This is a genomic window from Streptomyces sp. V3I7, assembly GCF_030817495.1.
GTDB lineage: Bacteria > Actinomycetota > Actinomycetes > Streptomycetales > Streptomycetaceae > Streptomyces.
The window spans coordinates 1,240,390-1,261,559 of the sequence record NZ_JAUSZK010000001.1 but is presented as its reverse complement, the minus strand read 5'-3'; the positions used below and the strand labels follow the sequence as shown (position 1 = coordinate 1,261,559).

16 protein-coding genes are annotated in these 21,170 nt (G+C 70.4%); 8 read left to right on the top strand and 8 right to left on the bottom strand.

Going from position 1 to position 21,170, the window contains the following annotated elements; genetic code table 11:
- Nucleotides 1-61: 61 nt before the first annotated feature.
- The 4 genes from QFZ74_RS06020 to mshC all read left to right on the top strand — a co-directional run bounded on the left by QFZ74_RS06020 (nt 62) and on the right by mshC (nt 3,614).
- The gene (locus tag QFZ74_RS06020; RefSeq protein ID WP_307619736.1) at nt 62-766 is read left to right on the top strand and encodes a histidine phosphatase family protein; all 705 of its coding nucleotides are present in this window, start codon (nt 62-64) and stop codon (nt 764-766) included.
- A gap of 92 nt (nt 767-858) precedes the next feature.
- A complete protein-coding gene (locus QFZ74_RS06015) occupies nt 859-1,449 on the top strand; it encodes a DUF3090 domain-containing protein (protein ID WP_307619735.1) in 591 nt (196 codons plus the stop codon).
- Complete coding sequence (locus QFZ74_RS06010) at nt 1,413-2,261, top strand: SCO1664 family protein (RefSeq protein ID WP_307619734.1); 849 nt, start codon at nt 1,413-1,415, stop codon at nt 2,259-2,261. Before QFZ74_RS06015 ends, QFZ74_RS06010 begins: the two co-directional genes overlap by 37 nt.
- A 123-nt stretch (nt 2,262-2,384) precedes the next feature.
- The gene (gene mshC, locus QFZ74_RS06005) at nt 2,385-3,614 is read left to right on the top strand and encodes a cysteine--1-D-myo-inosityl 2-amino-2-deoxy-alpha-D-glucopyranoside ligase (RefSeq protein WP_307619733.1); all 1,230 of its coding nucleotides are present in this window, start codon (nt 2,385-2,387) and stop codon (nt 3,612-3,614) included.
- A gap of 95 nt (nt 3,615-3,709) precedes the next feature.
- Here mshC and QFZ74_RS06000 read toward each other — a convergent pair whose 3' ends face one another.
- The 6 genes from QFZ74_RS06000 to QFZ74_RS05975 all read right to left on the bottom strand — a co-directional run bounded on the left by QFZ74_RS06000 (nt 3,710) and on the right by QFZ74_RS05975 (nt 10,833).
- Nucleotides 3,710-4,744 carry a PAC2 family protein gene (locus QFZ74_RS06000; protein WP_307619732.1) on the bottom strand — a complete coding sequence of 345 codons (1,035 nt, stop codon included), beginning with the start codon at nt 4,742-4,744 and terminating at the stop codon, nt 3,710-3,712.
- Nucleotides 4,745-5,136: 392 nt separating this feature from the next.
- Nucleotides 5,137-5,589, bottom strand: a complete 453-nt coding sequence (locus QFZ74_RS05995) for a phospholipase (protein WP_307619731.1) — start codon at nt 5,587-5,589, stop codon at nt 5,137-5,139.
- 207 nt (nt 5,590-5,796) lie between these two features.
- The gene (locus QFZ74_RS05990; RefSeq protein ID WP_307619730.1) at nt 5,797-7,413 is read right to left on the bottom strand and encodes a glycerol-3-phosphate dehydrogenase/oxidase; all 1,617 of its coding nucleotides are present in this window, start codon (nt 7,411-7,413) and stop codon (nt 5,797-5,799) included.
- 9 nt (nt 7,414-7,422) lie between these two features.
- Nucleotides 7,423-8,961, bottom strand: a complete 1,539-nt coding sequence (gene glpK / locus QFZ74_RS05985) for a glycerol kinase GlpK (RefSeq protein WP_307619729.1) — start codon at nt 8,959-8,961, stop codon at nt 7,423-7,425.
- A 98-nt stretch (nt 8,962-9,059) separates the two neighbouring features.
- Nucleotides 9,060-9,854, bottom strand: a complete 795-nt coding sequence (locus QFZ74_RS05980; protein WP_307619728.1) for an MIP/aquaporin family protein — start codon at nt 9,852-9,854, stop codon at nt 9,060-9,062.
- Between the two features lie 214 nt (nt 9,855-10,068).
- Nucleotides 10,069-10,833, bottom strand: coding sequence for an IclR family transcriptional regulator (locus tag QFZ74_RS05975; RefSeq protein ID WP_307619727.1), 765 nt, complete (start codon nt 10,831-10,833; stop codon nt 10,069-10,071).
- A gap of 314 nt (nt 10,834-11,147) precedes the next feature.
- Here QFZ74_RS05975 and metH point away from each other — a divergent pair, with 314 nt between their 5' ends.
- The 4 genes from metH (at nt 11,148) to QFZ74_RS05955 (ending at nt 19,337) form a co-directional block, all read left to right on the top strand.
- Complete coding sequence (metH, locus tag QFZ74_RS05970; RefSeq protein WP_307619726.1) at nt 11,148-14,660, top strand: methionine synthase; 3,513 nt, start codon at nt 11,148-11,150, stop codon at nt 14,658-14,660.
- Nucleotides 14,661-14,909: 249 nt separating this feature from the next.
- Nucleotides 14,910-15,668 (top strand): HAD family phosphatase, encoded by a 759-nt coding sequence (locus QFZ74_RS05965; protein WP_307619725.1) that lies wholly within the window; start codon nt 14,910-14,912, stop codon nt 15,666-15,668.
- 412 nt (nt 15,669-16,080) lie between these two features.
- Nucleotides 16,081-17,682, top strand: a complete 1,602-nt coding sequence (locus QFZ74_RS05960; RefSeq protein ID WP_307619724.1) for an ABC transporter substrate-binding protein — start codon at nt 16,081-16,083, stop codon at nt 17,680-17,682.
- A 74-nt stretch (nt 17,683-17,756) separates the two neighbouring features.
- The gene (locus QFZ74_RS05955) at nt 17,757-19,337 is read left to right on the top strand and encodes an ABC transporter substrate-binding protein (protein WP_307619723.1); all 1,581 of its coding nucleotides are present in this window, start codon (nt 17,757-17,759) and stop codon (nt 19,335-19,337) included.
- Nucleotides 19,338-19,423: 86 nt separating this feature from the next.
- Here the strand turns inward: QFZ74_RS05955 and QFZ74_RS05950 are convergent, their stop codons facing one another.
- Together QFZ74_RS05950 and QFZ74_RS05945 are read right to left on the bottom strand one after the other, a co-directional pair.
- Complete coding sequence (locus QFZ74_RS05950) at nt 19,424-20,095, bottom strand: response regulator transcription factor (RefSeq protein WP_307619722.1); 672 nt, start codon at nt 20,093-20,095, stop codon at nt 19,424-19,426.
- Between the two features lie 81 nt (nt 20,096-20,176).
- A complete protein-coding gene (locus QFZ74_RS05945; RefSeq protein WP_307619721.1) occupies nt 20,177-21,058 on the bottom strand; it encodes a RecB family exonuclease in 882 nt (293 codons plus the stop codon).
- Between the last annotated feature and the right edge of the window lie 112 nt (nt 21,059-21,170).

Sequence of the window (21,170 nt, the reverse complement as noted above, 5' to 3'; positions counted from 1 at the left end):
TGCATTCTTCCGTCGTACGGCGCTGGACGCATCCCCTTACGGGCCGCCTACTCTGGGCCGCATGCCCACGCTGATCCTCGTCCGGCACGGACGCTCGACCGCCAACTCCGCGGGACTGCTCGCCGGCTGGACGCCCGGCGTCGCCCTCGACGAGCGCGGCGCCCGGCAGGCCGCGGCGCTGCCCGGCCGGCTCGCCGCGCTGCCGCTCCGCGAGGTCGTCACCAGCCCCCTCCAGCGCTGCCGGGAGACCGTCCAGCCGCTGCTCGACGCCCGGCCGGAACTGACGGCGCACACCGACGAACGCATCGGGGAGGCCCACTACGGCGACTGGTCAGGCCGCAAGCTCGCCGAGCTGAAGGACGAGCCGCTGATGGACGTCGTCCAGGCGCACCCCTCCGCGGCCGCCTTCCCCGGCGGCGAGTCCATGCGGGCCATGCAGGCCCGGGCCGTCGAGGCGGTACGCGACTGGAACGCGCGCGTGGAGCGCGACCACGGCGCCGACGCCGTCTATCTCATGTGCTCGCACGGCGACATCATCAAGTCCCTCGTCGCCGACGCGCTCGGCATGCACCTCGACCTGTTCCAGCGGATCTCCGTCGAGCCGTGCTCCGTCACCGCGATCCGCTACACGCGCCTGCGGCCGTTCCTCGTCCGCCTCGGCGAGACCGGGGACTTCGCCTCCCTCGTACCGAGGGAGGAACCGCCCGTGGAAGGCGGGCAGGACGGGGGAGACGCACCGGTGGGGGGCGGTGCGGGCGCACCGTGATCGGCGAGCGCAGTAGGGTGAAGCGGTTGCGGTAGACATCACCGCGTGCACGCATGGATCCTCACGCACTCTAGATCCCATGGAGACAGGACGTGTCCCGTCAGGTGTTCCTCTACGACCCCCCGGACCGCTTCGTGGCGGGCACGGTCGGGCTGCCCGGACGCCGTACGTTCTTCCTCCAGGCCACCGCCGGCCCCCGGGTGACCAGCGTGGTCCTGGAGAAGACCCAGGTCGCCGCCCTCGCCGAGCGCATGGACGAACTCCTCGACGAGGTCGTGCGGCGCAGCGGCGGCAGCGCGCCGGTGCCCGCGGTGGCGCCGGCCGAGATCTCCGACACCGACCCGCTGGACACCCCCCTCGAGGAGGAGTTCCGCGTCGGCACCATGGCCCTCGCCTGGGACGGCGAGGAGCAGCGCATGGTCGTCGAGGCCCAGGCGCTGGTCGAGCTGGAGGCCGAGTCCGACGAGGACCTCGCCCAGGCCGAGGAGCGGCTGCTCCAGGACGAGGAGAACGGCCCTCCGATGCTGCGGGTCCGGCTCACCGGCGCGCAGGCCAGGGCCTTCGCCAAGCGGGCCCTCGACGTCGTCAACGCCGGAAGGCCGCCGTGCCCGCTGTGCAGCCTCCCGCTCGACCCGGAAGGACACGTATGTCCGCGCCAGAACGGATACCGCCGCGGAGCGTGACGCCCGAGGAGAGCGTGACGTCCGAGGACGGCGCCGTCGAACTGCTCGCCGAGGGCGAGCTGACGGTGCGCGGCCGCATCCGTGAGGCGTCCAACGCGGCCCTGTTCTGCACGGTCGCCCACGACGGGCGTACGGCGTCCTGCATCTACAAGCCCATCGCCGGCGAGCGCCCGCTGTGGGACTTCCCCGACGGCACCCTCGCCGAGCGCGAAACGGCCACGTACGAGGTCTCCGAGGCCACCGGCTGGGGCCTGGTGCCGCCCACCGTGCTGCGGGACGGGCCGTACGGCGAGGGCATGTGCCAGCTGTGGATCGACCCGGTCCCCGACGGCGAGCTGCTCGCCCTGGTGGACGGCGAGGAGCCCGGACCGGGCTGGAAGGCGATCGGCCTCGCCGACGTCGGCGAGGGCCGGACCGCGCTGCTCGTGCACGCCGACGACGAGCGGCTGCGGCGGCTCGCCGTCCTCGACGCGGTGATCAACAACGCGGACCGCAAGGGCGGCCATCTGCTGCCGGCCGCCGGGGGACGCCTGTACGGCATCGACCACGGCGTCACCTTCAACGTCGAGAACAAGCTGCGCACCCTGCTGTGGGGCTGGGCGGGCGAGCCCCTCACCGACGACGCCGTCGCCGCGCTCCAGGGCCTCAAGGCCGCCCTGGGCGACGGCGGCGCGCTGGGCACCCGTCTGGCCCACCTGATCACCGGTGCGGAACTGAAGGCCACGCGCGCGCGGGTCGACGCGTTGCTGAGCTCGGGCAGGCACCCGGAGCCGGGCGGGGAGTGGCCGCCGATCCCCTGGCCGCCGGTATAGCCGGGGCCGCGGCAGCCGTCCGGCGGCGCAGCACACGGCGGCGCCCCGCGCAAGATCGCCTTTCCGGTCATTCACAGCGGTCCGGTTCGTATACCGAACTCGCGGCCGGTTAGGCTCATGTACATGCATGCCTGGCCCGCTTCCGAGGTCCCCGCCCTGCCCGGCAAGGGCCGCGACCTCCGGATCCACGACACCGCGACCGGTGGTCCTGTGACCCTCGACCCCGGTCCCGTCGCCCGTATCTACGTCTGCGGCATCACCCCGTACGACGCGACCCACATCGGTCACGCGGCGACCTACAACGCGTTCGACCTCGTGCAGCGCGTGTGGCTCGACACCAAGCGCCAGGTCCACTACGTCCAGAACGTCACCGACGTCGACGATCCGCTCCTGGAGCGCGCGGACCGCGACGGCGTCGACTGGGTCGCCCTCGCCGAGAAGGAGACGGCCCTCTTCCGCGAGGACATGACCGCCCTCCGGATGCTCCCGCCGCAGCACTACATCGGCGCCGTCGAGGCGATACCCGGCATCGTGCCGCTCGTGGAGCGGCTGCGTGACCTGGGCGCCGCCTACGACCTCGAGGGCGACATCTACTTCTCCGTCGAGTCCGACCCGCACTTCGGCCAGGTCTCGAACCTCGACGCCGCCGCGATGCGGCTGCTGTCCGCCGAGCGCGGCGGCGACCCGGAGCGCCCGGGCAAGAAGAACCCGCTCGACCCGATGCTGTGGATGGCCGCCCGCGAGGGCGAGCCGAGCTGGGACGGCGGCTCGCTCGGCCGTGGCCGCCCCGGCTGGCACATCGAGTGCGTGGCCATCGCCCTGGACCACCTCGGCATGGGCTTCGACGTCCAGGGCGGCGGCTCCGATCTGGCTTTCCCGCACCACGAGATGGGCGCCTCGCACGCCCAGGTGCTGACCGGCGAGTTCCCCATGGCCAAGGCGTACGTCCACGCCGGCATGGTCGCGCTGCACGGCGAGAAGATGTCCAAGTCCAAGGGCAATCTCGTCTTCGTCTCGCAACTGCGGCGCGACGGCGTCGACCCCGCCGCGATCCGGCTCGCCCTGCTCGCCCACCACTACCGCTCCGACTGGGAGTGGACCGACCAGGTGCTCGCCGACGCGGCCGCCCGCCTCGGCCGCTGGCGCGCCGCGGTCTCCCGTCCCGACGGCCCGTCCGCCGACGCCCTCGTCGAGGAGATCCGCGAGGCACTCGCCGCCGACCTCGACTCCCCGGCCGCCCTCGCCGCCGTGGACCGGTGGGTGGCGCTCCAGGCCGAGCAGGGCGGTACGGACACCGGCGCTCCCGGCGTCGCCTCGCGCGCCGTGGACGCGCTGCTGGGCGTCGCGCTGTAAGGCCTGAGAAACGCCGGAAGGGGCGGTTCCTCCACACCGGAGGAACCGCCCCTTCCGTCTACTGGCCGTCCCGGCCGTCCCGATCGCCGGCGGACTCAGTCCTCGGAGCCGCTCTCCTCGTCGCCGCTCTCGCCGCTGCCCGTGTTGCCCGGGCTGCCCTTGCCTCCCCGACCGCCGCGCCGCGGCGGCTTCGGGGGACGGGTCCGGCCGCCCGGGTTGTCCCGCAGGTACGAGGACGGCGAGGACGTCCCTTCACCGCCGTCCGCAGTGGCGTGCCCGCCGGGCGGACTGACGTCCCGTCTGCGCAGGTAGCGCTCGAACTCGCGGGCGATGGCCTCGCCGGACGCCTCGGGCAGCTCGGCGGTGTCCCGGGCCTCCTCCAGCGTCTGGACGTACTCGGCGACCTCGCTGTCCTCGGCGGCCAGCTGGTCCACGCCGACCTGCCAGGCGCGCGCGTCCTCGGGCAGCTCGCCCAGCGGGATGCGCAGGTCGAGCAGGTCCTCCAGGCGGTTGAGCAGGGCCAGAGTCGCCTTCGGGTTGGGCGGCTGCGACACGTAGTGCGGTACGGCGGCCCACAGCGACACCGCCGGGACGCCCGCGTGCGTGCACGCCTCCTGGAGCACGCCGACGATGCCCGTCGGGCCCTCGTACTTGGTCTCCTCCAGGTCCATGCGGCGGGCCAGGTCGGGGTCGGAGGTGACACCGCTGACCGGAACCGGGCGCGTGTGCGGGGTGTCGCCGAGCAGGGCGCCCAGGACGACCACCAGCTCCACACCCAGTTCATGGGCGAAGCCCAGCAGTTCGTTGCAGAACGAGCGCCAGCGCATGGACGGTTCGATGCCACGGACCAGCACCAGGTCGCGCGGCTTCTCGCCGCCGACCCGGACGACCGACAGTCTCGTCGTGGGCCACGTGATCTTGCGGACGCCGCCCTCCATGAACACGGTGGGGCGGTTGACCTGGAAGTCGTAGTAGTCCTCGGCGTCCAGCGCCGCGAACACCTCGCCCTTCCACTCCTTCTCCAGATGCGCGACCGCGGTGGAGGCGGCGTCGCCGGCATCGTTCCAGCCCTCGAACGCGGCCACCATGACCGGGTCGATCAGCTCGGGAACCCCCTCGAGCTCGATCACCCAGTGCCTCCTTCCGACGAGCCCTCACGTACGCCTCAACCTTACGGCGTCCCCCGAGGGCGCCCGCAGCCCCCGTGCAAGGGGGAGTGAACGGATCACTGCCCCGATCGGCCCCCGGGAACACCCGGGGCCCACCGTCCCCTCCCGCACCACCGCCCGGGTGTCGCCCGCCCGCGGAAGTGGTGAGAGAACCCGGTCGATGGCCTCGTCGGGGTCTTCGAACGCCCCGTCGCCCTCGCCGTCCTCCTCCCACACCCGGATCCGCCTGATCTGTGCGCATACGGTCATGGATACCAGCCGCCACCGACAACCGGCCCGCGGCCGCGGTGCCGTACGCACGAGGCCGGCCGCGTCACGCGCCGCGTCCGGCCCCGGCCCGTCTGCGGCTCCGGTCAGCCCAGCGCCTTAACGGCCTGGTAGTACGTCCAGGCCGTTCCGTCGCACGCGGACTTCGTCGAGCCGCTGTAGTTGAGGCACACACGCTTGAGGTCTTCGTACAACGCGCTGTCCAGACGGGGCTTGTTGGCGTCGAAGGAGCCCGCCGCCTTGTAGTTGCGGTAGCCGAAGTCGTGGCGGGCGCAGGACGTGGCGAAGGGGAAGCCGAACGGATTGTCCGGCGAGGAGGAGCAGTAGTCGGTGGACCAGTCGAACCCATAGGCGGACCAGGCGGACTGGTTGGCGCGCGCGGCGGCCCACGCGCTGTAGCTCGACGCGCTGGTCTGGGTCCAACTGGACAGGACCTGGGGCTTGTCGGCCGGGGCGGCGGTGGCGGCGGTGGCCGTGCCGGCGACGGTCATCAGGGCGAGGGTCGAGGCGGCTAATCCGGTGGCGAGTCTTCGGTGCATCCCACACCTCCATGAGACTGCGATCCGACCGTCGGATCGCAGGTTCATGACAAGTCGATGCCCGACATGATGCCCCTCCTACCCCACATGCCTCATGGGTCGTCAACTCTCGGACATGTACGACAAGATAGGCCGATGCCCGGGCACAGCGGAGAGGGGCGGCTCCTCCGGCGAGGAACCGCCCCTCCAAGGGCTGTGCGTCCGGGGCTATTTGGCGTCGAGGACGCCCTGCACCCGGGCCCGTACCTCGTCCGTGGCGAGCCCGCGGATCGTCAGCGTCGTACGCCTGCGCAGCACGTCGTCCTGCGTCTCGGCCCACTCGTGGTCGCGGGCCCAGACGACCTGCGCCCAGATCTCGGGGGCGTCGGGGTGGACGCGCTCGGCCAGCTCCGGCGACTCGTTGGCGAGGCGGGCGATGTCGAAGGCCAGCGAGCCGTAGTGCGTGGCCAGGTGCCTGGCGGTGTCGGCGGCCATCCGCGGACCGGGCGCCGGACGGTCCACCAGCAGGCGGTGGGCCACGGCGCGGGGGTTGGCGACGCCGGGCAGCGGCAGCCGCTTCGGCAGCGACGAGATCGGCTCGAAGTCGTCGCCCAGCGGATGCCCCGGCAGCGACTCCAGCTTCTTCATGACCGTCCGTCCGATGTGCCGGAACGTGGTCCACTTGCCGCCGGCGATGGACAGCATCCCGCCCCGGCCCTCGCTCACCACGGTCTCCCGCTTGGCCTTGGCGGTGTCGCCGGGACCGCCCGGCAGCACGCGCAGACCGGCGAAGGCGTACGTGATCAGGTCCCGGTCGAGCTGCTGGTCGCGTATGGAGAACGCGGCCTCGTCGAGGATCTGCGCGATGTCCTTGTCGTTGACCGCGACATCCGCCGGATCGCCCTCGTACGCCTCGTCGGTCGTGCCGAGCAGCAGCATGTCCTCCCAGGGGAGGGCGAAGGTGATGCGGTACTTGTCGATCGGGGTGGCCAGCGCCGCCCGCCACGGGGCGGTGCGCTTCAGGACCAGGTGCGCGCCCTTCGACAGCCGGATCGACGGCGCGGCCTTCGGGTCCTCCATCCGTCGCAGGTGGTCCACCCACGGGCCGGTGGCGTTGAGCACGAGGCGCGCGTCGACGCCGAACTCCTCGCCGGACAGACGGTCCTTCAGCTCTGCGCCCGTCACCCGGCGCCGGGTGAAGCGCAGGCCGGTGACCTCGGCGTGGTTGAGCACGACCGCGCCCGCCTCGACGGCCGCGCGGACCGTCATCAGCGCCATGCGGGCGTCGTTCATCTGGTCGTCGCCGTACACGGCCACGGCCTTGAGGTTCTCGGTACGCAGCTCGGGCACGTCCTGCGCCGCCTTGGCGGGGGAGAGCAGGTGGCCCACGCCGTCACCGAACGCGGACAGCGCGGAGTAGGCGAAGACGCCCGCTCCGAGCTTCGCCGCGCCGTGCGGCCCGCCCTTGTACACGGGGAGGTAGAACGTGAGCGGGTTGGCCAGGTGGGGGGCCACCTGGCGGGAGACCGCACGGCGCTCGAAGTGGTTCTCCGCCACCAGCTTCACCGCGCCGGTCTGCAGGTAGCGCAGACCGCCGTGGAGCAGCTTGGAGGAGGCGGACGAGGTGGCACCGGCGAAGTCGCCGGCATCGACCAGTGCCACCCTGAGGCCGGACTGCGCGGCGTGCCAGGCGGTGGAGATGCCCAGGATGCCGCCGCCGATCACGAGAAGGTCGTACGACGCCTTGGCGAGCTGCTCCCGGGTCTCGGCGCGGCTCGGGTTCGAGCCGGAGGCAGGGCGCGTACCCAGGGCAGGCACGGACTGCAGGGTGGACTGACTGGTCATGTGGGGTGACTACTCCTCGTGCTCGATCCAGCCCATGGTCCGCTCGACGGCCTTGAGCCAGCTCTTGTATTCACGGTCGCGGGTCTCCGCGTCCATGCGGGGGGTCCACTCGGCGGCCCGGCGCCAGTTGGCGCGCAGGTCGTCGGTGCTGTTCCAGAAGCCGACGGCGAGACCGGCGGCGTACGCGGCGCCCAGGCAGGTGGTCTCGGCGACCAGCGGGCGCACCACCGGCGCGTCCAGGACGTCGGAGAGCGTCTGCATCAGCAGGTTGTTGGCGGTCATGCCGCCGTCGACCTTGAGCGTGGCCAGCTCGACGCCGGAGTCCTTGGTCATGGCGTCCGCGACCTCACGGGTCTGCCAGGCCGTGGCCTCCAGGACGGCGCGGGCGACGTGCGCCTTGGTGACGTACCGGGTCAGACCGGCGATCACACCGCGCGCGTCGGAACGCCAGTGCGGGGCGAACAGGCCGGAGAAGGCCGGCACGAAGTAGGCGCCGCCGTTGTCCTCGACCGACAGCGCGAGCGTCTCGATCTCGGCGGCGGTGGAGATCAGACCCATCTGGTCGCGCATCCACTGCACCAGCGAGCCGGTGACGGCGATCGAGCCCTCCAGGGCGTAGACCGGCTTCTGGTCGCCGATCTGGTAGCCGACCGTGGTCAGCAGGCCCGAGTAGGAGTTGATGATCTTGTCGCCGGTGTTCATCACCATGAACGTGCCGGTGCCGTACGTCGACTTGGTCTCACCCTCGGAGAAACAGGTCTGGCCGAACAGGGCCGCCTGCTGGTCGCCGAGCGCGGACGCCACCGGGATGCCGCCGAGCAGGTCGCCGAGGCGGCCGCCGGTGATCTCGCCGTAGACCTCCGCGGAGGAGCGGATCTCCGGGAGCATCTGCATCGGGACGCCGATGGACGAGCAGATCTTTTCGTCCCACTGCATCGTGTGCAGGTTCATCAGCATGGTGCGGGAGGCGTTGGTGACGTCGGTGACGTGCTTGCCGCCGTTCACACCGCCGGTCAGGTTCCAGATGACCCAGGTGTCCATGGTGCCGAAGAGGATGTCGCCCGCCTCGGCGCGCTCGCGCAGGCCCTCGACGTTGTCGAGCAGCCAGCGGGCCTTGGGGCCGGCGAAGTAGGAGGCCAGCGGCAGGCCGGTCTCGCGGCGGAAGCGGTCCTGGCCGACGTTGCGGCCGAGCTCCTTGCACAGGGCGTCGGTGCGGGTGTCCTGCCAGACGATGGCGTTGTGGACGGGCTCACCGGTGTTCTTGTCCCACAGCACGGTGGTCTCGCGCTGGTTGGTGATGCCGATGGCCTTGATGTCGTCGCGGGTGATGTCCGCCTTCTCGATGGCGCTGGCGACGACCTCCTGGACGTTGGTCCAGATCTCGTTGGCGTCGTGCTCGACCCAGCCCGGCTTCGGGAAGATCTGCTCGTGCTCTTTCTGGTCGACGGAGACGATCCGGCCGTCCCGGTCGAAGACGATGCACCGGCTGGAGGTCGTGCCCTGGTCGATGGCCGCGATGAACGGGCCTGCGGTGTGGGCGTCGGTCACTGTGTGCTCCTGGAAGTTCCTTGGTTACGGGGGCGGTACGTACGGCGCGTGCTGCGAGGCGCGGTGCTCGGGAGCGGATCTCCTGAAGTTCGGTCCCTTTAAGCAAATGCGACGTTGTAGATGCCCGCAGCGATGGCGCCGCCGATCAGCGGACCGACCACGGGTATCCAGGCGTAGCCCCAGTCGGAGCCGCCCTTGTTGGGCAGGGGCAGAAGAGCGTGCGTGATACGCGGACCGAGGTCACGGGCCGGGTTGATCGCGTAACCGGTCGGCCCACCGAGGGAGAGGCCGATGGAGACGACCACGAGCGCGGTGATCAGCGCGCCCAGCGTGCCGAGGCCGTTGCCCTTGTCGTTGAGGCCCTGGGTGAGAACGGCGAGCACCAGGACGACCGTGCCGATGATCTCCGTGGCGAGGTTCTGCAGGGCGTTGCGGATCTCCGGGCCGGTGGAGAAGATGCCGAGGACCGGGCCTGCGGCGGCCTCCTGCGCCTCGACCGCCTTGGCCGCCGTGGCCTGGGCACCGGGACCGCCGACGATCTCCTTGTCGGTGAGATGCGCGTGGAACTGGCCGAGGTACGCCACCCAGACCAGCGCGGCGCCGATCATCGCGCCGAACATCTGCCCGGCCCAGTAGACGGGCACGTGGCTGAAGTCGTGGTCCTTGATCGCGAGCGCCAGCGTCACGGCCGGGTTGAGGTGGGCGCCGGAAAGGGGCGCCGCTGTGTAGACGGCCGTGAGAACGGCGAAGCCCCACCCGAAGGTGATGGCGAGCCAGCCGGCGTTACGCGCCTTGGAGGCCTTCAGCGTCACGGCGGCACAGACGCCGCCGCCGAGCAGGATGAGTATGGCGGTACCGATGGTCTCGCCGATGAAGATGTCGGAGCTGGACACCCGCGACTCCTTTGTCCTTCGTCCAGGGGAAGCCGGCCCTTGGCGTTGTCACACCCTAGCGTGTATTGCCGGTAAGTGTTCGACAATGCCGACCGATGGACGGGAGTCTTGTCCCGGCGTCACACGTGCGTCAAGAGTTCTGTGGCCGAAACCAGGATCGTTATTGATCGTTATTGCGCGATCGTCATGGACGGCGCTCCGGACTCCCGCCGGCTCAGAAGCGCCGGGCGCCCAGGTCCCGCGACACCGCGCGGGCGCAGTCCCGTACCGCCGCGATCAGTTCGGGGCGCAGCTCACCGCCCCGGCTCAGCCGCTCCACGGCGCCGGTGATGCCGACCGCGCCCACCGGCATGCGCCGCCGGTCGTGGACCGGGGCGGCGATGGAGGCCATGCCCTCCCAGGTCTCCTCCACGTCGACCGCGTAACCCCGCGCGCGTGTGAGGTCGAGGATGTGCTCAAAACCGGCCACGTCGCTCACGGTGCGCTCGGTGAAGGTCTTCGGATCGCCGTCCAGGGCCTCGCTGTGGGCGACCGGGTCGTAGGCCGACAGCACCTTGCCGAGCGCGGTGGAGTGCAGCGGCTGCATGGCCCCGATCTCCAGCACCTGCCGGCTGTCGTCGGGCCGGAAGACGTGGTGCACGATCAGCACGCCCCGCTGGTGGAGCACGCCCAGGTAGACGCTTTCCCCGCTGGAACGGGCCAGGTCGTCGGTCCACACCAGCGCCCGCGCCCGCAGCTCGTGCACGTCGAGGTAGGTCGTGCCCAGGCGCAGCAGTTCGGCGCCCAGCTGGTAGCGGCCGGAGACCTCGTCCTGCTCGACGAAGCCCTCGTGCTGGAGGGTGCGCAGGATGCCGTGGGCGGTGCCCTTGGCCAGGCCCAGCGAGGAGGCGATCTCCGAGAGGCCGAGCCGGCGCTCGCCCCCCGCGAGCAGCCGCAGCATCGCGGCCGCCCGTTCGAGCGACTGGATGTTCCGTGCCATCGCCGTCCTGCCTCCGTCTCCGCCGTCCGCCCTCGCGCGACGTCGCGCTGCCACTCTTCACCACTGCGTGCCCGGCTCATCGCCACTGTTCGGCAATGCCGAACACTACCGGTCGATGCCGACCTCTCGCCAATGATCGACCGACTCACGCCCCCGCACGCACGGGCCGGGGGACCACGGCCTCGCCACACCCGTCCGCGTCGTGGACGCCCTGCCCATCCGAGCCGACTCCCGGTTAGGCTGACGCCGTGCGCCTTGCCCGGACCTGCCCGGGAACGCATAGCCGACAGCCGTCGCAGCCCAGGGAGCCCTACATGGCCTCGTTGCCAACGACCCCTTCCGCCGACAGCCGGACCCGTACGTCCGCGCTCCGAGAGGCACTCGCCACCCGTGTGGTGGTCGCCGACGGAGCGATGGGCACGATGCTCCAGGACCAGGAGCCGACCCTGGAGGACTTCGAGAACCTCGAGGGCTGCAACGAGATTCTCAATCTCACCCGCCCCGACATCGTGCGCTCCGTCCACGAGGCCTACTTCGCCGTGGGCGTCGACTGCGTGGAGACCAACACCTTCGGGGCCAACCACGCGGCCATGGCGGAGTACGACATCGCCGACCGCGTCCACGAACTGTCCGTGGCCGGCGCCCGCATCGCCCGCGAGGTGGCCGACGAGTTCGCCGCGAGCGACGGCCGCCAGCGCTGGGTCCTGGGCTCCATCGGCCCCGGCACTAAGCTGCCCACGCTAGGCCACGTGCCGTACGCCACCCTCCGCGACGGCTTCCAGGCCAACGCCGAGGGGCTGCTCGCGGGCGGCGCCGACGCGCTGATCGTCGAGACCACCCAGGACCTGCTCCAGACCAAGGCCTCCGTCCTCGGCGCCCGGCGCGCCATGGAGGCCACCGGAGTCGAGGTGCCCCTGCTGTGCTCGATGGCCTTCGAGACCACCGGCACCATGCTGCTCGGCTCCGAGATCGGTGCCGCGCTCACCGCCCTGGAGCCGCTCGGCATCGACATGATCGGCCTGAACTGCTCCACCGGCCCCGCCGAGATGAGCGAGCACCTGCGCTACCTCACCCGGCACTCACGCATCCCGCTGCTGTGCATGCCGAACGCGGGCCTGCCGGTCCTCACCAAGGACGGCGCGCACTTCCCGCTCGACGCCGAGGGCCTGGCCGACGCCCAGGAGAACTTCGTCCACGACTACGGCCTCTCGCTCGTCGGCGGCTGCTGCGGCACCACCCCCGAGCACCTGCGCCAGGTCGTCGAGCGCGTCCGGAACCTCACCCCGGCCGAGCGCGCGCCCCGGCCCGAGCCCGGCGCCGCCTCGCTGTACCAGTCGGTGCCGTTCCGGCAGGACACGGCGTACCTGGCGATCGGCGAGCGCACGAACGCCAACGGCTCCAAGAAGTTCCGCGAGGCCATGCTGGAGGCCCGCTGGGACGACTGCGTGGAGATGGCGCGCGAGCAGATCCGTGAGGGCGCGCACATGCTCGACCTGTGCGTCGACTACGTCGGCCGGGACGGCGTCGCCGACATGGAGGAGCTGGCCGGCCGCTTCGCCACCGCCTCCACCCTGCCGATCGTGCTGGACTCCACCGAGGTCGACGTCCTGCGCGCCGGCCTGGAGAAGCTCGGCGGCCGCGCGGTCATCAACTCCGTCAACTACGAGGACGGCGACGGCCCCGAGTCCCGGTTCGCGAAGGTCACCAAGCTCGCCCAGGAGCACGGCGCCGCGCTCATCGCGCTGACCATCGACGAGGAGGGCCAGGCCCGTACCCCCGAGAAGAAGGTCGAGATCGCCGAACGGCTCATCGACGACCTCACCGGCAACTGGGGCATCCACGAGTCCGACATCCTCGTCGACTGTCTGACCTTCACCATCTGTACGGGGCAGGAGGAGTCCCGTAAGGACGGCATCGCCACCATCGAGGCGATCCGCGAGCTGAAGCGGCGTCACCCGGACGTGCAGACCACCCTCGGTCTGTCCAACATCTCCTTCGGCCTCAACCCGGCCGCCCGCATCCTGCTCAACTCCGTCTTCCTCGACGAGTGCGTCAAGGCGGGCCTGGACTCGGCGATCGTGCACGCCTCCAAGATCCTGCCGATCGCCCGCTTCAGCGAGGAAGAGGTGAACACGGCCCTCGACCTGATCCACGACCGCCGCGCCGAGGGCTACGACCCGCTCCAGAAGCTCATGCAGCTCTTCGAGGGCGCCACCGCAAAGTCGCTGAAGGCGGGCAAGGCCGAGGAACTGGCCGCGCTGCCGCTGGAGGAGCGCCTCAAGCGGCGCATCATCGACGGCGAGCGCAACGGCCTGGAGGCCGACCTGGATCTCGCGTTGGCTGAGCGGCCCGCCCTCGACATCGTCAACGACACGCTCCTGGACGGCATGAAGGTCGTCGGTGAGCTGTTCGGCTCCGGCCAGATGCAGCTGCCGTTCGTGCTCCAGTCCGCCGAGGTCATGAAGGCCGCCGTCGCCCACCTCGAACCGCACATGGAGAAGTCGGACTCCGAGGGCAAGGGCACCATCGTGCTCGCGACCGTCCGCGGCGACGTCCACGACATCGGCAAGAACCTGGTCGACATCATCCTGTCGAACAACGGCTACAACGTCGTCAACCTCGGCATCAAGCAGCCGGTCTCCGCGATCCTGGAGGCGGCCGAGGAGCACCGGGCCGACGTCATCGGCATGTCCGGGCTCCTGGTCAAGTCCACGGTGATCATGAAGGAGAACCTGGAGGAGCTCAACCAGCGTGGCCTCGCGGCCAGTTACCCGGTCATCCTCGGCGGCGCCGCCCTGACCCGGGCCTACGTCGAACAGGACCTGCACGAGCTGTACGAGGGCGAAGTCCGCTACGCCCGTGACGCGTTCGAGGGCCTGCGCCTCATGGACGCCCTCATCGGCGTCAAGCGCGGGGTGCCCGGCGCCGTGCTGCCCGAACTCAAGCAGCGCCGGGTCCGCGCCGCCACCGTCGAGATCGAGGAGCGGCCCGAGGAGGGCCACGTCCGCTCCGACGTCGCCACCGACAACCCCGTGCCGACCCCGCCGTTCTGGGACACCCGCGTCGTCAAGGGCATCCCGCTCAAGGACTATGCCAGCTGGTTGGACGAGGGCGCCCTGTTCAAGGGGCAGTGGGGGCTGAAGCAGGCCCGCACCGGCGACGGACCGACGTACGAGGAACTCGTCGAAACCGAGGGCCGCCCGCGGCTGCGCGGACTGCTCGACCGGCTCCAGACGGACAACCTCCTCGAAGCCGCCGTCGTCCACGGCTACTTCCCCTGCGTGTCCAAGGACGACGACCTGATCATCCTGGACGAGCGCGGCAACGAGCGCACCCGCTTCACCTTCCCCCGCCAGCGCCGCGGCCGCCGCCTGTGCCTCGCCGACTTCTTCCGCCCGGAGGAGTCGGGGGAGACGGACGTGGTCGGCCTCCAGGTCGTCACCGTCGGCTCGAAGATCGGCGAGGAGACCGCGAAGCTCTTCGCGGCCAACTCCTACCGTGACTACCTCGAACTGCACGGCCTGTCCGTGCAGTTGGCCGAGGCGCTCGCCGAGTACTGGCACGCCCGGGTGCGTTCCGAACTGGGCTTCGCCGGCGAGGACCCGGCCGGTATCGACGACATGTTCGCCCTGAAGTACCGTGGCGCCCGCTTCTCCCTCGGCTACGGCGCCTGCCCCGACCTGGGGGACCGCGCCAAGATCGCCGACCTCCTCCAGCCGGAGCGGATCGGCGTCCATTTGTCCGAGGAGTTCCAGCTCCACCCCGAGCAGTCCACGGACGCGATCGTGATCCACCACCCGGAGGCGAAGTACTTCAACGCCCGGTGAAAGCCCGGGTGCCCCCCTGCCCGCCGCCCACTGCCCATCCCCGTGCCCGTCCCCGGACGGCCTCCGCGGCCTGCTTCCGCACAGCTCGGTGCGCCTCCCGGGCCGTCCGGGGGGTGTCGGCCGGGGTACCCGCGAGCCGGAGGGATAAACAAGGCGATTCGCTCGCCGGCGACGTAGACTGGTCGATCCACCGCAGGCCGGTTCCCGCTCGGGAACCGGCCTGATCGTCCCTCAAGGAGGTGCGCCCGGATGACCAGCACGGTCCCCGCGCATGGATCCCTTCCCTCGACCCTCGGCCCGGTTCGGGCAGTGAAGGCCCCAGCGGCCGAAGATTCCGCCCTGCAGGCGGTGCTCCTCGACATGGACGGCACCCTGGTGGACACCGAGGGCTTCTGGTGGGAGGTCGAGGTCGAGGTCTTCGGCCGCCTGGGCCACACCCTCGACGACTCGTGGCGGCACGTCGTGGTCGGCGGCCCCATGACCCGCAGCGCGGGCTTCCTCATCGAGGCCACCGGAGCAGACATCAGCCTCCCCGAGATCAGCGTCCTGCTCAACGAGGGCTTCGAGGCCCGTATCGGGAGCACCCTGCCGCTGATGCCGGGCGCCGCCCGCCTGCTCGCCGAGCTCAGCGAGCACGAGATCCCCACCGCGCTGGTCTCCGCCTCCCACCGCCGCATCATCGACCGCGTGCTGGCCTCCCTGGGCCCCCAGCACTTCGCGCTGTCCATCGCCGGCGACGAGGTCTCGCGCACCAAGCCGTACCCGGACCCGTATCTCCTCGCCGCCGCCGGCCTCGGGGCGGACCCGGCCAGATGTGCCGTCGTCGAGGACACCGCCACCGGCGTCGAAGCCGCGGAGGCCGCGGGCTGCCACGTGGTCGCCGTGCCGTCCGTGGCCCCCATCGCCCCCGCCCTGCGCCGCACCGTCGTGGGCTCCCTCGAAGAGGTCGATCTGGCATTTCTCCGCGGATTGATGACGGAAATGCGTCAGACGTTCACCGAGCGTTAAAAGTCATTGGCCGGGCAAATGTCCGCCGCGCAAACACATGCCGGAATTCGATTCGAATCGAGCCGTCTGGCTGAATTCCGGTACCGGTCAACGCAGTTGCAGGTGTGACCTTTGCCACTCCCCAAGGGGGGCGATGGCGCCGTCCCGGCACCCTGATCGACCTTGAACGGGGGTGATCAGGGTGTCCTTGTGTCCCGATTGGTGGACCGCTGCACCAATCATGCCGCTGTCGGGTTTTCAGTGTGTCCGCACCCGGTTTCACAGCGTGATGGCGTCTCAACTCCGGTGACTGTGAACGCTCCTGTACACGCGGACTAATCTCATCCGGAGAACATCGCCCCACCCCCCGTGATCCGCCACCACACACATGTGTTCCGGATACACGGACTTGAACAGCTGGAGAAACTCGAGCATGAACCGCAAGACTTTGGTGCTGCCGGCCGTGGCCGGACTGCTCGCGCCGGTTCTCGCCGCCTGCGGCGGATCCGACAGCGGGAGCGCGGACGACGGTGCGATCACCGTCGGCACCACGGACCGGTTCAGCGCCACCCAGGAGGCCCCGGCGCCGCTCGACCCGGCCGCCGCCTACGACATCGGCAGCTGGAACATCCTGCGTCAGACCGTGCAGACCCTGATGATCCAGCCCAAGGGCGACGGCGACCCCGTCCCCGAGGCGGCCGAGAGCTGCGGCTTCACCGACAGCGGCAACGAGCGCTACGCCTGCAAGCTCCGCGAGGGCCTGATGTTCAGCGACGGCTCCCCGGTCACCGCCAAGGACGTCAAGTTCTCGATCGACCGCGCCCTGCGCATCAAGGCCGACAGTGGTGTGTTCGCCCTGCTGTCCACCGTCGACACCGTCGAGACCCAGGGCGACCGTGAGGTCGTCTTCCACCTCAAGACGGCCGACGCCACCTTCCCGTACAAGCTGTCCACCGAGGTCGCGGGCATCGTCAACCCGAAGGACTACGCGAACAACAAGCTGCGCGACGGGTTCCAGGTCGACGGCTCCGGCCCGTACACGGTCCAGACCGACGTCCGCAACAACGAGGTCGTCAGCGCCACCTTCACCAAGAACCCCACCTACAAGGGCAGCGTGAAGGTCAACAACGACAAGGTCGTGCTGCGCACCTTCCCCGACGCCACCGCGATGGGCACCGCCCTGAACAAGGGCGACATCGGCGTCATGACCCGCACCATGACGCCGGCGCAGATCCAGAAGCTCGAAACCGGATCGAACCCGCACGTCGACCTCGTCGACATGCCCGGCCTGGAGATCCGCTACCTGGCCTTCAACACCGACGCGCCCACGGTCAAGTCCAAGGCCGTCCGCCAGGCCATGGCCCAGATCATCGACCGCGGCGAGCTCGTCTCCAAGGTGTACGGCACCCAGGCCGAGCCCCTGTACTCGCTGGTCCCGGCCTCCATCACCGGCCACTCCAACTCGTTCTTCAACAAGTACGGCAACCCCAGCCCCGCCCGGGCCAAGGCGCTGCTCGCCCGCGCCGGCATCAGCACGCCGGTCAAGCTGACCCTGAACTACACCACCGACCACTACGGTGCCTCCACCCAGCAGGAGTTCGAGGTCCTCAAGAAGCAGCTCGACGACAGCGGGCTGTTCGACGTCACCCTCAACGGCTCGCCCTGGTCCACGTTCCGGCCCGCCGCGCAGAAGGGCCGCTACGACGTCTACGGCCTGGGCTGGTTCCCCGACTTCCCCGACGCCGACAACTACCTGGCGCCGTTCCTCGACAAGGACAACTTCCTGCACTCGCCCTACACCAACAGCCAGGTCGCGACCCTCGTGCCCGAGTCCCGCCGCCAGGCGGACCGGCTCAGCGCCACGAAGAGCCTGACGGCACTTCAGGACATCGTCGCCGAGGACGTCCCCGTGCTGCCGCTGTGGCAGGGCAAGCAGTACATCGCCGCGCGTGACGACATCACGGGCACCTCGTACGCCGTCAGCTCCATCTCGACGCTTCAGCTGTGGGAGCTCAGCCGCGGAGTCAGTGGCTGACGTCTTCCTGTACCACCCGAGGGCCGGTGTCGTACCGGCCCTCGGTTCTCGATACACGACGACAAGGCACTGCTGTGAACATGCGCAACCAGTGGCCAGTCCTGCCTCTCGTGGTGGGACTGGCCTCCGGGCTGCTGACCGGCTGCGGCACGGACAGCGGCGAATCCGAGAACGACGCGGCCCCCGTGGTCATGGGAATGTCCGACGACGTTCTCGCCACCGACCCCGCGTCCGGATACGACCCAGGCTCCTGGCTGTTGTTCAACAACGTCTTCCAGTCGCTGCTGAGTTTCCCCGAGAGTGCGACCGAGCCGCAGCCCGATGCCGCGCAGACCTGCACGTTCACCGACGGCCACGCGCGCGTCTACCGCTGCACCCTCAAGGGCGGCCTCAAGTTCAGCAACGGTGACCCGCTCACCTCGAAGGACGTGAAGTACTCCTTCGACCGCCTGCTGAAGATCGACGACGCCGCCGGCCCCGCCATCATGTTCCCGATGCTCGGCGACATCGAGACGCCGGACGCCAAGACCGTCGTGTTCCACCTCAAGGTCTCCGACGCCACCTTCCCCAGCAAGCTCGCCTCCGGTGCCGGCTCCATCGTCGACCACCGGCAGTACGACGCGAGCGGCCTGCGCAAGGACGGCCAAGCCGTCGGCTCCGGCCCCTACCAGCTCGACTCCTTCGACCACGACGAGGCCGTCTTCTCGGTCAACCCCGCCTACCGGGGCGCCGCCAAGCCCAAGAACTCCGGCGTCACGCTCAAGTTCTTCCACGGCGACCGTACCGCCCTGAAGAAAGCGCTCCTCGACGACGACGTCGACCTCGCCTACCGCGGCCTGTCCGCGGGCGACATCGCCGACGTCGACGAGCAGGGCAACACCAAGGGAACCGAGGTCATCGAGGGCAGCAGCGCCGAGGTCCAGCACCTCGTCTTCAACATGCGCGACCCGGTCGCCGGAAAGCTCGGCGTCCGCAAGGCGATGGCGTACCTGATCGACCGCGACGCCCTCATCAAGAACGTGTACCAGGGCACCGCCACGCCCCTCTACTCGATCATCCCGGCCGGAATCACCGGTCACAACACGGCCTTCTTCGACACCTACGGCGCCCGCCCCTCCCGCACCAAGGCCGCCGCGGCCCTGCGCGCCGACGGCATCACGGGCAAGGTCAAGCTCACGCTGTGGTCCACCCCGTCCCGTTACGGCCCGGCCACCGACGAGGAGCTCAAGGCCATCGCCGGCCAGCTCAACGCCAGCGGGCTGTTCGAGGCCGACGTGCAGTCGGTCGCCTTCGACCAGTACGAGAAGGACATAGCCCGCGGCAAGTACGGCGTCTACGTCAAGGGCTGGGTGCCCGACTACCCCGACGCCGACAACTTCACGGCGCCCTTCTTCGGCAAGGGCAACGTGCTGGCCAACAACTACAGCAACACCACCATCACCGGCTCCCTCCTCCCGCGCACCGCCGCCCAGAGCGACCGTGCCGCCACCGTCCGGGAGTTCAGCCGACTCCAGAACATCGTCGCCGACGAACTGCCCGTCCTGCCCGTCTGGCAGGCCAAGCAGTACGCGGTCGTCCGCGACGGCGTCTACGGCCTCGAGTCCTGCCTCGACGCCTCGACCGTCTTCCGCTTCTGGGAACTCAGCAAGGGCTGACCACCGCCGGCCCGTGCACGCAGCGAGGGCGCCCCCTCCTCCGGGAGGGAGCGCCCTCGTGGCCTTCGTACGTACGGGCCCTTCGGTCACTGCGGGCCGGGACGCACCAGCCCGCTCTCGTACGCGTACACCGCAGCCTGCACACGGTCGCGCAGGCCCAACTTGGTGAGCACGTGCCCGACATGCGTCTTGACCGTGGTCTCGCTGACGAACAGGTCGGCGGCGATCTCCGCGTTCGACAGCCCGCGCGCCACCAGCTTCAGCACCTCCACCTCACGGTCGGTCAGCGTGTGCAGGGTGTCCGGCACCGGCTCCTCGCCCGAGGGAAGATGCGTGGCGTACTTGTCCAGCAGCCGCCGCGTGATGCTCGGCGCGAGCATCGCCTCGCCCGCGGCCACCACCCGGATCGCCTGCACCAGTTCGTCGGCCGGCGCGTCCTTGAGCAGGAAGCCGCTCGCCCCGGCCCGCAGCGCCTCCACCACGTACTCGTCCAGGTCGAACGTGGTCAGCACCAGCACCTTGGCCGGGCCGTCGCGCTCAGGGCCGGTGATCTGACGGGTCGCCTCCACCCCGTCCATCCGCGGCATGCGGATGTCCATCAGCACCACGTCGGGCTGAAGGGCGCGCACCTGGTCGAGGGCCTGAAGACCGTCCCCGGCCTCGCCCACGACCGCGATGTTCTCCTCCGCCTCCAGAATCATCCGGAACCCGGTACGCAACAGCGGCTGGTCGTCGACCAGTAGCACGCGGATGGCCACGGAACTCTCCTTCGCTCGTCCGGCCCCATTCTGCCCTGCACGGGTGCGACGACCCGCCCGCGGGGCACCGCGGCCGTCGGCTCAGGCCCCGTCCGCTGCCGGCGCGGACGCCCGCACCGGCAGCGGGTACGGCGGGGGAGTGCCACCGAACTCCGGGCAGTGCGCCTGGTGGTCGCACCAGTTGCACAGCTTGGTCGGACGCGGTCGCCAGTCGCCCGTCTCCGTGGCCTGCCGGATCGCGTCCCACAGCGCGAGCAGCTTGCGCTCCACCCGCTCCAGGTCGGCGAGGACCGGGTCGTACGTCAACACGTCGCCGCTGCCGAGATACACGAGCTGCAGCCGCCGCGGAACGACGCGCTTGAGCCGCCAGACGACCAGCGCGTAGAACTTCATCTGGAACAGCGCGCCCTCGGCGTACTCGGGTCTGGGCGCCTTGCCCGTCTTGTAGTCGACGATCCGCACCTCGCCCGTCGCCGCCACGTCGACCCGGTCGATGATCCCGCGCAGCCGCAGCCCCGAGTCCAGCTCGGCCTCGACGAACATCTCCCGCTCGGCCGGCTCCAGACGCGTGGGGTCCTCCAGCGTGAACCAGCGCTCCACCAGCCGCTCGGCCTCACCGAGCCAACGCGCGAGCCGCTCGCCGCCCGGATCGTCGGCGAACAGCTCCCCGACCTCCGGCCTGGTCTCCCGCAGCCGGTCCCACTGCCCGGGGATCAGCGACGCGGCGCGCGGCGCCGTCCGCTCGGCCGCGGGCACGTCGAAGAGCCGCTCCAGGACCGCGTGCACCAGCGTCCCTCTGGTCGCCGCCTCGCTCGGCTTCTCCGGCAGCCGGTCGATCACCCGGAACCGGTACAGCAGCGGGCACTGCATGAAGTCGCCGGCCCGCGACGGCGACAACGAAGCGGGTGGCTTCGACGGGGTCGGCGCGGCCGCCTCCGGCGCGTCCTCGATGCTGCTGTCCATGACCACAGACCATACGTGCTGCCACTGACAGTGGCCCCGACGCGAACACGGGGGTGCCGGAGAGGCACGGTGACCGGCGACGCATACCATCGACCCGAGACCCCTGCGCCGG